The sequence below is a fragment of the Pararhizobium gei genome (assembly GCF_029223885.1).
Taxonomy (GTDB): Bacteria; Pseudomonadota; Alphaproteobacteria; order Rhizobiales; family Rhizobiaceae; genus Pararhizobium; species Pararhizobium gei.
Genome location: NZ_CP119409.1, coordinates 2,389,083 through 2,403,579 on the forward strand (window position 1 = coordinate 2,389,083; position 14,497 = coordinate 2,403,579).

Below are 14,497 nucleotides of genomic sequence, written 5' to 3' on the forward strand. Positions count from 1 at the left end.
TGGAAGTCGTCCTTAGCCGATTTGCATGAGAACGGGAAAGGTCTCCTGAAACCAGATGGCCATGGTGCTGATGAAGCCGAAGACGAAGGCGAGGCCGGCAAGCACCAGAAGCACGCCCATCAGCTTTTCGACCAGGCCAAGATGATGGCGGAACCGCGACAGGAACCGCATAAAGGCCCCGGAGAACCCGGCCGCAATCCAGAAAGGAACCGCGAGGCCGAGTGAATAAACGGCCAGAAGCAGCGCGCCGTCGCCGACGGTATCGCGGGCCGCGGCAACACCGAGGATCGTGCCGAGCACCGGGCCGATGCAGGGCGTCCAGCCGAAGGCGAAAGCGAGGCCCATGATATAAGCGCCCGACAGCGTTGCCGGTTTACCGCCGCCCTGAAACCGCGCCTCGCGGGCCAGCAAGCCGATTTTGAAGACACCAAGGAAATGAAGCCCCATGACGATGATGACGATGCCGCCGATGCGCGAGAGGATGTCGATATGCTGGCGCAGCATCAGCCCGATGCTCGACGCGCCCGCGCCGAGCGCCACGAAAACGGTTGCAAAGCCGAGCGTGAAGAAGAAGGCGGCGGCAAATACCGCCCGCCGCGTTCCGCTCGAGACCCGACTGTCGCCGTTTCGAAACTGATCGACGGAAATGCCGGCCATGTAGCAGAGATAGGGCGGCACCAGCGGCAGAACGCAAGGCGACAGAAAAGACAAGGCTCCAGCCAGAATGGCGGTCCAGATGGAAATATCGGCGATGGACACCAGCTTCGAAACCCCGGCCTGCGACGTACACTTCGCCCTCATATCCCGCAAGCGTCTGCCAGACCAATCACCTTTTGGCGATTCCCCGGCAAAATTCCGAAATTGCCATCACAGCCGTTTTTTGGGTTGACCAAAACAAGCCCGCTGTGCATATGTCCGCCCACTTCCGCCGGGCACCCCGCCCGTCCTCGGGAGAGCGTAGCTCAGCCGGTAGAGCAACTGACTTTTAATCAGTAGGTCCAGGGTTCGAATCCCTGCGCTCTCACCAAAAAATCAATAAAATCAAATCAATATGCCTGCCGACTAATTCCGCACTTCCCCGACATCTGTCCGGGAAGCACGGGGAAGCAAGGTCACCACGACCATTGCCTATGATTCATTCGGTCCCATTGATGTCACCGCTCAAGCGCCGTCTGTCCTGTTGAGTTCCGCAAGGTCAGCGCTCGTGCTAAAAAAAGCCGCCGAGGTCAGTCGGCGGCTTTGCTACGTTCTGAAAGTGGTCTGCAGAAAATTGTCCAATACACCTCCCAATATGAGGTCGTATTACAACAAAAAGATGAACTTCTGAAGAAGGATTCTTAAAGGCTTCGGTGGAGGTCGCCTCAAGCGCACCCTCGCCAACCGGTGCACTTCACATCATGTGCTTCATGGGCATCTTGCCTTTGGAACGGGCCTGAGCGAACGTCTAGTGCCGGATGTTTTCGGGACCGGCGGCTCACCTTGGGGGAAAGATGACAGGGCAGTTGGTGGAGTTGACACAGGTCGAAACATCCGTTGAGGCCGAGGTGATCATTTCGATGCTAAGTGCTTATGCGATCTACGCCTATACACCCGGAATGAAGGGCCGAAACGAACCATTTTTCATTCTCGTTGTCGATGCCGATCTAGAAGACGCTAAGGCTCTGCTCAACGCTGCAAACGAAGATGCAGGTGATTGAGCGAACCGGACCCTTTAGCCCGCCTCTCCTTTTCAGGATTGCGGGAGCTCTATCGCCTTCGGACGGGATCGAGGCTCAGGCCGTGTGTAGGGGCTCATCACGATCAACGATCGCGCCGCCCAGGCCAGGCCGGCGCAAAGCCGGACGCGACACGATCCTGCATGTGATCGTGTCGTGGAAAGCGCTGGAACTACGCCACTAAACCGGCTAGGCATGCCTCCACACGGCGCGGAGGGTGAGACTTAAAATCCCTTGGAGCAATCCGCACGGGTTCGACCCCGTCGTCCGCGCCAGATCGAATCCGAGATGCAGCCATGAACCGGAGCTTCGCGCATGTCCCTTCCCGATAAAGCCTTCCCCGTATCCTGGGATCAGTTTCACCGTGATGCCCGGGCGCTGGCGTGGCGCCTTGCCGACAATGGTGGCGAGTGGAAGGCCATCGTCTGTATTACCCGCGGCGGTCTGGTGCCGGCGGCGATCGTCTGCCGCGAACTGAATATCCGGCTGATCGAGACGGTTTGTGTCGCATCCTACCACGACTACGACTCGCAAGGCGAAATGTATGTGCTGAAAGGCATTTCCGAAGAGCTGAAGCTGGACGGCGGCCAGGGCGTGCTGATCATCGACGATCTCACCGACACCGGCAAAACGGCGGCCGTCGTGCGCGCCATGCTGCCAAAAGCGCATTTTGCCGCCGTCTATGCCAAACCAAAGGGTCGGCCGCAGGTCGATACATTCGTGACCGAAGTCAGCCAGGACACCTGGATTTATTTCCCCTGGGACATGGGCCTGACCTATCAGGAGCCGATCGCAAAAGGCTCTCGCGGCTAAATAGAAAATCGTTCAGCTGCTTATAGAAAAAAGATCAAGCACTTTGTGAGTGCAGTCGTGATGGTGCAAGACTGAAAATGATAGGTCGATTCATCGCCTTCCCCTGTCTTGGCGGAGCCGTTCTCCTTGCTTCGGGGTTCTCCACCCGTGCTAACGACGTGCACATCGGCCCGGTTTCCGCCTATGTCGAGATCAATGTCAAACCTTGGGTCGACAGCCCGCTGATCGTCCAATCGCTGCGCGACAGCAACAGGCGGCACGCGGGCCTCGGACCCCCGGATATCGAAAAACTGGAAGCCCAGTGGAACCTCGAGCTTTCCAGTTCGGTTCAGCCGCTGATCCACTCCATCGTCGACACGGCTCTGTCGGCATTTCTCAGAAAGAAACAGGTTGCTGCCGAGGGTGCCATCACCGAAATACTGGTGATTGACGCGAAGGGGCTCGCAATTGGTGAAAGCGATATCGCGACCGACCTTTTTCAGGGCGACGAGCTGAAATGGCAGAAGACATACCTTGCCGGCCCGGGCGCGGTCTTCATCGACAAGGCGCAGAAGGACCAATCGACGCAGACGCTGCAATCGCAGGCGAGCATCACCATATCCGATCCGCAGACCGGCAAGGCGATCGGCGCTATCACCGTCGGCATCAACCTTGACGCCCTTTGAAGCCGGCATCACGGGCAACGAATCGGTTTTCTTCGGGGTGCACAGTTTGGCTTTTCCGGCTATGGCGAATGTCGAGGAAAGTGAACGCCTCCCTGATTTTTACCTCTGAATTTTAACATTATCCCGCGATCTGCAAATCACCGTGGCAAGGCGTTCTGACAAGCGTCTGATTTTGCAGGACTTGAACACTGTCCCCGTTTTCCACAGCCTTCACACACAACATCTGGTGTTCACAAATTCGGCACAAACCAGCCCTTGACGGAATCGGGTGGGATGCCGTTAATGAGGATGCGTTGCAACGATGGCAAAACCGGAATGTTGCGACGCCGGTGCAAAACACTCCAGAATTTGCGTTTCACGGCGCTTGGGCGGATGATCCGCCATGCCTGCAGCAGGAAATTTTGCGTGAAATAAAAACGTCACGAAGGACGGAACCAGTAGCGCGATTAAACTGTTGATACTATATGTAGTGGGCTAGAAGCCAAACTCAACACAACATACAGAATGCCCTTCGAGTTCTAGGGCTCCGAGACATTGAGACCGGCAGCGCTCAGCCCGCAGCCGACACGGCATAATTTCGTCCAGCCTCAAGGGGCGGGCAAGCGATACACAAGGATAGGGACATGCAGATCGAGCGTCGTTTTACCAAGGCTGGCCAGTCGGCCTATGCCGAAATCGAGTTCCGCAAGGCCATCAGCGAGATCAAGAATCCCGATGGCTCGATTGTGTTCCGGCTCGCGGATATCGATGTGCCCGCGCAGTTTTCGCAGGTCGCCGCCGATATTCTGGCGCAGAAATATTTCCGAAAGGCAGGCGTTCCGGCGCGCCTGAAAAAGGTCGAGGAAAACTCCGTTCCGTCCTGGCTGTGGCGCTCGGAACCCGACCTTGCCGCCATGAAGGATCTGCCGAAGGAAGAGCACTACGGCTCGGAAACGGATGCCCGCCAGGTTTTCGATCGCCTGGCCGGCACCTGGACCTATTGGGGCTGGAAGGGCAACTACTTCGCCTCCGAGGAAGCGGCCCTCGCCTTCCGCGACGAGCTTGCCTACATGCTCGCCACCCAGCGCGTCGCGCCGAACTCGCCGCAATGGTTCAACACCGGCCTGCACTGGGCCTATGGCATCGACGGTCCTGGCCAAGGCCATTTCTATGTCGACCCTTTCACCGGCAAGCTGGTGAAGTCGAAGTCGTCCTATGAGCATCCGCAGCCGCATGCCTGCTTCATCCAGTCCGTCGGCGACGATCTCGTCAACGAAGGCGGCATCATGGATCTCTGGGTTCGCGAAGCGCGCCTGTTCAAGTATGGCTCCGGCACCGGCTCCAACTTCTCCTATCTGCGTGGCGAAGGTGAAAAGCTGTCCGGCGGCGGCAAATCGTCGGGTCTCATGTCGTTCCTGAAGATCGGCGACCGGGCTGCCGGCGCCATCAAGTCGGGCGGCACGACCCGCCGGGCTGCCAAGATGGTCGTCGTCGATATCGATCACCCGGATATCGAGGACTACATCAACTGGAAGGTCAAGGAAGAGCAGAAGGTGGCAGCCCTCGTCACCGGCTCGAAGATCGTCGCCAAGCATTTGAAGGCGATCATGAAGGCCTGCGTTAACGGCAATACCGAAAACGACGCCTGCTACGACCCGAAGGAAAACCCGGCGCTCAAGCGCGAGATCAAAGCTGCCAAGAAGGACCAGGTTCCGGAAAACTACGTCAAGCGCGTTATCCAGTTCGCCCGCCAGGGCTATAAGGACATTGAGTTCAAGACCTATGACACCGACTGGGATTCGGAAGCCTATCTCACCGTGTCGGGCCAGAACTCCAACAACTCGGTCTCGCTCAAGGACGATTTTCTGCGCGCCGTGGAAGCGGACGGTACCTGGAATCTCACCGCCCGCAAGGATGGAAAGGTGATGAAGACGCTGAAGGCCCGCGACCTCTGGGAACAGATTTCCCATGCCGCCTGGGCATCGGCCGATCCGGGTCTGCACTTCAACACCACAATGAACGACTGGCACACCTCGCCGGCCGCAGGCTCCATCCGTGCGTCGAACCCCTGCTCGGAATATATGTTCCTCGACGATACCGCCTGCAACCTTGCCTCTCTGAACCTGCTTCAGTTCAAGGATGCAACGACCAAGAACATCGACATTGCCGATTACGAGCACGCCGTGCGCCTGTGGACGCTGGTTCTCGAAATTTCTGTGATGATGGCGCAATTCCCGTCGAAGGAAATTGCCGAGCGGTCCTATGAATACCGCACGCTGGGCCTTGGCTACGCCAATATCGGCGGCTTCCTGATGTCGTCGGGCATCCCCTACGATTCGACCGAAGGCCGGGCAATTGCCGGCGCGCTGACCGCCATCATGACCGGCGTTTCCTATGCAACCTCGGCCGAAATCGCTGCCAAGCTCGGCCCCTTCCCGGGCTTCAAGCCGAACCGCGAGTCGATGCTGCGTGTCATCCGCAACCACCGCCGCGCCGCTCATGGCGAGACACAGGGCTATGAGGGCCTGTCGGTCGATCCCGTCGCGCTGATCCACACTGAATGCCCGGATCAGGACCTCGTCACCCATGCCACGGCCGCCTGGGACAAGGCCTTAGCGCTTGGCGAAAAGCACGGCTACCGCAACGCCCAGGTTTCCGTCATCGCCCCGACAGGTACGATCGGTCTCGTCATGGACTGCGATACCACCGGCATCGAGCCCGATTTCGCGCTGGTGAAATTCAAGAAGCTCGCCGGCGGCGGATATTTCAAGATCATCAACCGCGCCGTTCCGGAAGCCCTGCGCACGCTCGGCTATTCGGAAAGCCAGATCGCCGAGATCGAGGCTTACGCGGTCGGCCACGGCAATATCAACCAGGCGCCGGCGATCAATACCGGCTCGCTGCGGGCCAAGGGCTTCACCGACGACAAGATCGCGGCGATCAACGGCGCCACGAAGGCCGCCTTCGACATTAAGTTCGTTTTCAACCAGTGGACGCTCGGTGTTGATTTCCTCAAGAACACACTGAAAGTTTCCGACGAACAGCTGGCGGATATCGGCTTCAACCTGCTGGAACATATCGGCTTTTCCCGCAAGGACATCGAAGCCGCCAATATTCATGTCTGCGGTGCGATGACGCTGGAAGGCGCGCCCTTCCTGAAAACCGAGCACCTGCCCGTGTTTGATTGCGCCAATCCCTGCGGCAAGATCGGCAAGCGCTATCTCTCCGTCGAAAGCCATATCCGCATGATGGCGGCCGCCCAGCCGTTCATTTCAGGCGCGATCTCGAAAACCATCAACATGCCGAACGACGCCACCGTCGAAGATTGCGGCGCGGCCTATATGCTCTCCTGGAAACTGGCCTTGAAGGCCAATGCGCTCTACCGCGATGGCTCTAAACTGTCCCAGCCGCTCAATTCCTCGCTGATCGAGGATGACGAGGACGAGGATGCCGTCGAGGAATTTATGGCGGCACCCGCCGCGGCCCAGGCTGTCACCGTCACGGAAAAGATCGTCGAGCGTGTGATCGAACGGATCACCCGCGAGCGGGAAAAGCTGCCGAACCGCCGCCAGGGCTATACCCAGAAGGCCATCGTCGGCGGCCACAAGGTCTATCTGCGCACCGGCGAATTCGGCGATGGCCGCATTGGCGAGATCTTCATCGACATGCACAAGGAAGGTGCGGCCTTCCGGGCAATGATGAACAATTTCGCCATCGCGATTTCGCTGGGTCTTCAGTACGGCGTGCCGCTGGAAGAATATGTGGAGGCCTTCACCTTCACCAAGTTCGAGCCGGCCGGCATGGTGCAGGGCAATGACGCGATCAAGAACGCCACCTCGATCCTCGACTACGTGTTCCGCGAACTCGCCGTCTCCTACCTGAACCGCCACGACCTTGCCCATGTCGATACGTCCGACTTCTCCAACACGGCGCTCGGCAAGGGCATTTCGGAAGGCAAGACCAACCTGCTCTCGACCGGCTGGACCCGCGGCCACAAGCCGACCCTGGTGTCAGGCGGCTCGATGGCGGGCGCGGAGCCCAAGGGCGCGGCCACAGCCGCCCCCGCCAAGGCCTCCGGCGGCACGAATGTCACCGCCTTCTCCGGCAGCGCCGCCCGCAAGCTTGAGCCAGCCGTCTCGATCTCGACTTCCGAAATCGTCGCCTTCAAGCGCGACTACGAGGAACGCGCTGCCGAGCTGGTCGAGGAGGTGACTGTGGAAGTCGAACAGGAGACCACCGCCCTCTTCTCCGACAAGGCCGCCGCCGAAGCCGCAGCCGCCAAGGCGGACGCCAAGAAGCTGGAAACCGAACGCCGCATGCGCTCGATTGCCCAGGGGTACACGGGCAACATGTGCGGCGAGTGCCAGAATTTTACGATGGTGCGGAACGGCACGTGCGAGAAATGCGACACGTGCGGTGCGACGAGCGGGTGCAGTTGAGAGACAGCACCTAAGAGGGTGTGGCGTGACAAGGAGTCTGACACGGCGACAAGTCGGTGACACGAAATAGGTTGCTCGGGAAGTTTTTCCGGACAACCATTTGAAGAGAAATCCACTCCGTCGGCCCTCTAGGTCGACGGAGAATGGTCCAAGGAACAAAACAGGAATCAAACAGAAGGTGTGAAGAGGTCGAAATGGCAGACGCAGTGATTGCAAATTGGGACGGCCATGATTACCAAGCCCGCTTCTTTTGGGTGCATGCTTCAGGCCTTCGGAACCGCGATACAGGATACGTCGTAGAAGTGTCCTATGAGGCCGACGGTCCCAAAGGCTTCGACGATGTCGTGGTTCGCTACAGCCCTGGCAAAGCAAGCCGCCGACCATTCCGTACAGAGACAGCTCACCACCAAGTTAAGTTCCACGTCAATCAGTCTGGCCGCTTCGGTTTTAGAGATTTGATCGAGCCGGAGTTTATAGGCGCAACACGTTTCTCTATTTTGCAGCGGCTAAAAGATGCTGTCGCTCAGGCTCCACCGAACTCCACATTCACGCTTGTGACGACCGACCGCGTTCGAGACGACGATCCGCTTAGGAAGCTATTGAGCAGCCGCGACAAGTCGATCGACGTCGGCGCACTGTCGGTAGGCAAGACAGATGGCAGCGAGATGGGCGCTGTCCGAAAGCTCTGGCGTGAACATCTTGATTTGGAAACCGACGCGGAGCTTATAGCGCTAGTAGACACGTTCCATATCATGGATGGCTACTACACGCTCGAAGACCTTCGGGGCCAGGTCGACGTCCATTTCCAGATGGTGGGCCTGGCGTCCGGCGGGAACAACCTTGAATTCAAATTCGATGGTGCTGCGCGAGCGCTCAAGGCTACCAGTAGGAATGTCTTGACCCGTGAGGCATTCGAGGAGCTCTGCCGTGAGCAAGGCTGGGTCAAACCTGATCAACCGGAAGACCGAAAGAACATCTCTATTCGCTCTTTCAGTGACGGCCCTACCGATCACCTCGACGCTTCCCCCGAAAACACGCTCTCTCTTCTACAGCACTTTGACGTCCGCCATCTCCAGCCCGGCGAAGACTGGAGCACGGATATCCGCCCCGCGATCGAGGCCTTCCTTGACCGCGTACGGGTGACCGAGAAGAACATCCGACTGTTCCTCGATACGCACTCGTCGGTGGCGTTTCTCGCTGGCGCATTGCTGGGCTTCAAGACGGACACCCACGTAGAGATCAACCAGAAAGGACGGGGGCCGACAACCATCTGGCGTTCGGAAGACGGGAAGAAAGGCCCGCGAGCCAACACGGAGGTTATCCAGATCGGCGCGGGCGACGATGTCGCGGTGGTCATCGGGCTATCGCGAAACGCCCTCGCGGACGTTCAGGACTACGTCAGCAGAAGTGTGGCCACCGTCGGCCGGATTCTAAACGTCGTCCCGGAAAACGGCCCCGGCCTCAAATCGCTCGCTGGTGGTGAGCACGCGGCAGACCTGGCCGATCAGGTCGCCGATGCCGTGAAAGCTATGCGGCCTGCGTTCGGCGCGACACTTCATTTCTTCATCGCAGGGCCGAACGCCTTCTCGTTTTTCATGGGCCAACACCGCGATTCAATGGGTCCGGTCACGCTCTACGAATTCGACTTCAAGAAGGCTGTCGACGGCAGCTATCACCCTTCGTTCAGGATTGCGTAACATGGAACTGAAGTCTCAGTTTGCGGACTTTCTCCGCGAAATTCGCCCAACGGATCGACAGAAGGAAGACTGGAAGACCGGCTCCAAGACGCTTCGTACCCGGCTGGAAAACGATGATGTCCTCAGCGGGACAGTCGTCGCAACTTTCCTTCAAGGCAGTGTTCGTCGTTCCACGGCGATTCGGCCAACCGGGGACAAACGCCCTGACGTGGACATCGTCGTCGTGACGGACATCGACTATCATCGGACGACACCCAAGGACGCGATGGACAAGTTTGTCCCCTTCCTCGAACGGCATTATCCTGGCAAGTGGAGGCCCCAAGGTCGTTCCTTTGGTATCGAGTTGTCCTATGTCGATCTCGACCTCGTAATCACGGCGTTGCCAAGTGATCCACTGTCCCGCCTTGTGATGAAGCAGTTGTACCAGTCCCGATCGGTCCAGACGACTGATTCGCTCGAAGATGACTTGTCATGGCGGCTGAACCAGCAATGGCAGCCGACGCCTTTCGGTATGCAGACGCGCGCACTCGATGATGCCCCTGCGGACAACTGGCGGCCTAACCCGCTATACCTGCCAGATCGTGATCTCGGTGTGTGGGGTCGCACGCATCCCCTGGCACAAATCCAGTGGACGGCGGCAAAGAACCGAGCTTGCAACGGTCACTACGTCAATCTGGTGCGAGCCACCAAATGGTGGCGACAGCAAAACAGCGACACGCTGCCTAAGTATCCGAAAGGGTATCCGCTCGAACACATGATTGGCCACGCGCTTCAAGATGGCACGTCCTCGATAGCCACGGGTTTCGTACAGGTGCTTGAGACGATGAGGGACATCTGGCGTGGGTCAGCACTTTACGGCGAAGTCCCCTATCTCCCCGATCACGGCGTACCCGAACATAACGTCCTGAAACGGCTTTCAGCTAAAGATTTTCGCGCGTTCCACACCGCCATCACCACTGCGGCCGATCGGGCTCGAGAAGCTCTCGACTCTGACGACGTACAGAAGAGCGCAGAACTCTGGCAAAAGCTGTTCGGGACCAAGTTCCCTTCACCCAGCCCAAGTGGCGGTGACCGGAAACCCGGATTTTTCGTCGCTCCCACAAAGCCGGCGGAACCGAGGAGAACCGAAAGGTTCGCATGAGGTCAGCGTATTTGTTCGTACCAGATGTCCTCGAACAGGTCGCGGAAAGTATCGGGCGACTTCCACGCATTGAACTGACCGAGCCATGGGCCATGCAGAAACATGGTCTGTGGTCACTCGGTCTTGGCGCAAGCCTGTCAGTGCCAGCGAGCGAAACGATCGGAACCGAAACCCGCTGGTATGTGGTCTTCGATCCGTCGGACACGTCGGTCACGATCTTCCCTGCCAACGTTGGTGGGATAGCCACAACCTTTCAGCATCAGAGTTTTAACGCGGCCGCCTTCGGTGATTTGCCATGGAGACAGGGCAATCCCTGCCTCCAACGCCAGGCATTCGTGTTCGGTAGGACGCGATGGGTCGACCAGTCGAACGACATCAAGGAGAAAATCCTGTGGTTCGTCGAGCGGCTTTTGGTTTGGATCGACGCGGCCGCGACGGATACGCTCGTGGTGGCCGGAGAACCCTTCGAGCTTCCTGCAGGCCCCGGACAAGCCTCCTTCCCACTGATCGGCTTCACGGGTTCTCAGGGAGACCTCGCGTTCTGGGCTACCCAGACGACCAGTTGGGGATGGGCCGACCTCGTCAAGGTTCCGAGGGCTGCATCTACCTATGCGGTCACCACCTTCCGCAGTATCGACAGGAAGCCGATCTTTGAGGCAAAGTGGGGCGCGTTGATCGCATCGACCTCGCCATCGCGCCAAGCTATATGGATCGCCCTTGATCGCCTGCCCGTCACGTCCCCTTGGGAGTTGCCCCGCACATGGTCGTCCTTGCGAGCCCAGCTTGCTTCCATGGGGGTCGATCTACAGGATATCCTAATCCAGGCGGGTGCAGAGCGACGTCGTACTTCGAGGTATGCTGATGGCCTGACCTTGTTGATCGGATTTCCAATCGCCTCCCTAATCGGAGAGCCGCCGTCCAGGTTTCATTGGCTTGCGCTCGACAACGTTCCGCTGGCGAGCGCAGGTAGTAAGAGGAATGGCTTCCGGCCTGTGGAGAAAAGTCGGCGTTTGCTCGACGGCGTCCAGGCGATGTCGAATGCACCGCTGAATTGGCTCAAGTCCTCAAGCTGGGATTCCGTTGAACTGAGGACTAGGGCGGGCAAGGACAACGACGTTCCCGCCAAGAAAGTCCTCGTTATCGGAGCGGGCTCACTCGGGAGCGCGGTTTCCGAAAACCTCGTCAGGATGGGCGTCACGAACGTCGGCATCATGGATGCCGACAGAATTGATGTCGGAAACCTCACCCGTCACGCTCTTGGTATGGATGCGGTCGGCCACAACAAAGCCCTAGCTCTGGCGAGCGCGCTAAACCTTACAATGGCTGACGCCGATGCCGTAGGATTCGCGACCAGCTTTCCGCCGTCCGATCAAGAGACCTTGGACCGTATCCGCCTGTTCGACGTCATCGTGGACTGCAGCGGCTCGGATGTCGTCCTGGAAGCGTTGTCGGCTTTCGAATGGGGAAGCGAGAAGCTCTTCGTCAGCCTTGGCGTAACGTGGAAGGCGGAAGGTCTCCTCGTCTATACCGCGTCTGAGGTTTCATTCCCTGTGATCGATGCAAAGGAGCGTTTCAACGATTTCGACACACCCCCCATCGATTTCGACGAGGCTCACGTCGAGGGTGTCGGGTGCTGGCATCCGGTCTTCCCTGCAGACGCGGCAGACATGCGCCTATGGGCGGCTGTCGGGACTAAAGCCATCGTGCGGGCCATTCGTTCGCCGGAACGCCGTTGCGAATACTTTACGCAGAACCCGGACGGGACCGTGGAGCGCCAGGATGTCTGAGGTCGAGGTAAATTTCAGAAGCTCGCTTCACGAGATAACCGTGCGTCTGACGGGAACCGCGCTGCGAACCATCGAAAAGAATTCCCTTGCGGCCGGGAGCCATGAAACGGGCGGCATCCTGATCGGCAGCTACGACCTGGAAGGCCGGACGGCGACGGTCAGCGAGGCGACGACCAAATCCATTGATTCCCGTGCAGGACGCACGTGGTTTCAGCGCGGGGTACGGGGTTTGAGTGATATCCTCAGGCTCCGTTGGAGTATCGGACAGTATTACGTCGGCGAGTGGCACTCTCACCCCGGCGGCGCTCCGGAGCCGAGCATGAACGATATTCGGGAGATGCAGGCAGTCTCGAAGGAGTTCAGCTATCAGTGTCCGAGACCCATCATGATTATCGCGGGCACGGAAAAGACCGGGATCGTCAAGTTGTCGGCCAGCGTGATGAAAGATGGCGTCCTTATCAGGCTTGTCGGTTGAAACGTGATCAGCACCGGGTTGCGTCCACACGCCGACCATTTTCTCAGTCGCCTGGAATATTTGCACATTAGGCATAGAATTCGAACAAAACACGAACACGCTATTTACACGGCCTTAACCCTGAGTATCCTATAAGTAGATTCGCGAACAGAAACCCAGTTGTGCCGTCAGCCGCCCGGAAATTGCTGGTATTGTCACACTGCCGTTTCTGCGGACGGGAATGACAGCCACCGGAATTTGGCTCGGCCGCTTCATCGTTCTGTGAGGAATGCAGAGAAGAGCGCCTGACCATTTCGCGTCAGCGAGTGCGTAGTGTTCGGATCATCGATGGCCGAAACGGCGAGCGCGTGCTGGTCCCGGTCAAACCATAGCCTTGCTGTTCAATTCTTCACTGTCCTTGTACCTGTCGTGAAAATACGGCTTCGATCGGTATTGAGACTGGGGTCCAGCAAGAGGTGTGATGCCAAGTTCGTCGCAGTTTTCAGTGCTCGCTGTCGGACAGCGAAGTCCAGCCCGGTATTCGCCATTCCTGCGGTCTGGGTTCCCGGTTGTTAAGTTTGCGATCTCATAAAATTATGGCTCGATATTCCACGCATGTGCCGGAGCGGGTCATCGTTTACCGAGGGCTTCCCTTTTTTTTCGTGACGTTAATCACAAATTAAATTCGGCCGGCAACCATCGATCGTCAACGAATGAGATTTACTCTCTTGGGGTTCGCTGATGTTTTTGCTGGATACGAATATTCTTGGGCTCGCGAGGCGATCCAAGCCTCATCATCGCCTTTCTGCCTGGCTGGACGAACAGGAATGCGTCGCTATCCCCTTCCCGGCCATCCTCGAAATCCAACGCGGGATAGCCTCGCTGCGAGAAAGAGACCCCAGCAAAGCGCTTGAGCTAACGCACTGGCTGGACAACATCCTCGAATCCGAGTTCGAATACCCGGAGATCACCGTGGCGGTTGCAAGACTACACGGCGAGATGCATTGCTGCAGACCACTCAAGCAACTATGGCACGTGAGTCAAGGTCGTGATACAAAGCCAGGGCAAGACTTATTCATCGCTGCAATCGCGATAGTTCACAACCTACCGATTGCAACGCTCGACGCGGGCGACTTTCAGAGGATCGATAGTTACTTTCCGTTACCGGGCGTCTATCACCCGGTCTTCAGGCATTGGATCGTAGAACCGGGAACGCAGGAAGCATCGGCTGCTTGCGTCGCTCGCTAGTCGCCCTGATCAAGAGGGCCGCCCTTGGCAAGAAGCGCGCCTGCGCGTTCCCGTTTACGACTTGCGACAAACTTTACTTCAAACAAGCCGTCGTCTGCGGCGATCCTCTGAATCCTGCCGGAACGCGCGTCATCAAGCAGCTCGTCGAGCTTGTCTTTTGCTTCCGCAACGTTCCAAGTTCGTAGCTGACTTCGCAATCCGCACCTCTTAGTCACTGAATAGTCTATAGCACCTGAATCGGTACTCGCAAACTACGAACGTCCGGAGACATGTGAGGTCTTTCAAAATACCCAAATGTATTCAACGGAACCATGGTTTGCAGGCGTTTCAAGCAAAAACAGCTGCCCGCGCGAGTTCTTCAAAATTATGACTGAAGCTCACATTTCTGCGTCAATTTGGGGTGCCGACGATTTGTATACAACGACTCCACTAAGGAGGTTAAGGCTCATGTTTTCGCCCCCTTCGGCTCTCTAGCCGCGTAAAGGCCTCGTTTGTCCCGTTGATTCAGATGTCCTTTTCACCCATCTATGGCCAACAAACACTTCGACAAGATTGCCAT

The 14,497-nt window shown here is 57.9% G+C and carries 10 protein-coding genes and 1 tRNA gene; 10 read left to right on the forward strand and 1 reads right to left on the reverse strand.

The genetic code is table 11. The annotated features are described in order from the left end of the window. Positions 1–12: 12 nt before the first annotated feature. Positions 13–759: a cytochrome c biogenesis CcdA family protein gene (locus PY308_RS11760; RefSeq protein WP_275791104.1), complete on the reverse strand. Its 747-nt coding sequence runs from the start codon at positions 757–759 to the stop codon at positions 13–15. 192 nt (positions 760–951) lie between these two features. Here PY308_RS11760 and PY308_RS11765 point away from each other — a divergent pair. From PY308_RS11765 to PY308_RS11810, 10 genes are all read left to right on the forward strand, one after another. Continuing rightward, a tRNA-Lys gene (locus PY308_RS11765) sits at positions 952–1,027 on the forward strand. A 463-nt stretch (positions 1,028–1,490) separates the two neighbouring features. Next, positions 1,491–1,697: a hypothetical protein gene (locus PY308_RS11770; protein ID WP_275782604.1), complete on the forward strand. Its 207-nt coding sequence runs from the start codon at positions 1,491–1,493 to the stop codon at positions 1,695–1,697. Positions 1,698–2,030: 333 nt separating this feature from the next. Continuing rightward, positions 2,031–2,528 (forward strand): xanthine phosphoribosyltransferase, encoded by a 498-nt coding sequence (gene gpt / locus PY308_RS11775; RefSeq protein ID WP_275782605.1) that lies wholly within the window; start codon positions 2,031–2,033, stop codon positions 2,526–2,528. Positions 2,529–2,605: 77 nt separating this feature from the next. Beyond that, a complete protein-coding gene (locus PY308_RS11780; protein WP_275782608.1) occupies positions 2,606–3,193 on the forward strand; it encodes a hypothetical protein in 588 nt (195 codons plus the stop codon). Between the two features lie 623 nt (positions 3,194–3,816). Then, positions 3,817–7,611: a vitamin B12-dependent ribonucleotide reductase gene (locus PY308_RS11785; RefSeq protein WP_275782611.1), complete on the forward strand. Its 3,795-nt coding sequence runs from the start codon at positions 3,817–3,819 to the stop codon at positions 7,609–7,611. A 194-nt stretch (positions 7,612–7,805) separates the two neighbouring features. Further along, a complete protein-coding gene (locus PY308_RS11790; protein ID WP_275782614.1) occupies positions 7,806–9,308 on the forward strand; it encodes an SAVED domain-containing protein in 1,503 nt (500 codons plus the stop codon). 1 nt (position 9,309) lies between these two features. After that, positions 9,310–10,449: an SMODS domain-containing nucleotidyltransferase gene (locus tag PY308_RS11795; RefSeq protein WP_275782617.1), complete on the forward strand. Its 1,140-nt coding sequence runs from the start codon at positions 9,310–9,312 to the stop codon at positions 10,447–10,449. Further along, entirely contained in the window at positions 10,446–12,236 is a 1,791-nt protein-coding gene (locus PY308_RS11800; RefSeq protein ID WP_275782620.1) for a ThiF family adenylyltransferase, read from the forward strand. The genes PY308_RS11795 and PY308_RS11800 overlap by 4 nt, the downstream gene beginning before the upstream one ends. Next, positions 12,229–12,711, forward strand: coding sequence for a Mov34/MPN/PAD-1 family protein (locus PY308_RS11805; protein ID WP_275782623.1), 483 nt, complete (start codon positions 12,229–12,231; stop codon positions 12,709–12,711). The genes PY308_RS11800 and PY308_RS11805 overlap by 8 nt, the downstream gene beginning before the upstream one ends. 720 nt (positions 12,712–13,431) lie before the next feature. Next, positions 13,432–13,938 carry a PIN domain-containing protein gene (locus PY308_RS11810; RefSeq protein ID WP_275782625.1) on the forward strand — a complete coding sequence of 169 codons (507 nt, stop codon included), beginning with the start codon at positions 13,432–13,434 and terminating at the stop codon, positions 13,936–13,938. The last annotated feature ends 559 nt before the right edge of the window (positions 13,939–14,497 follow it).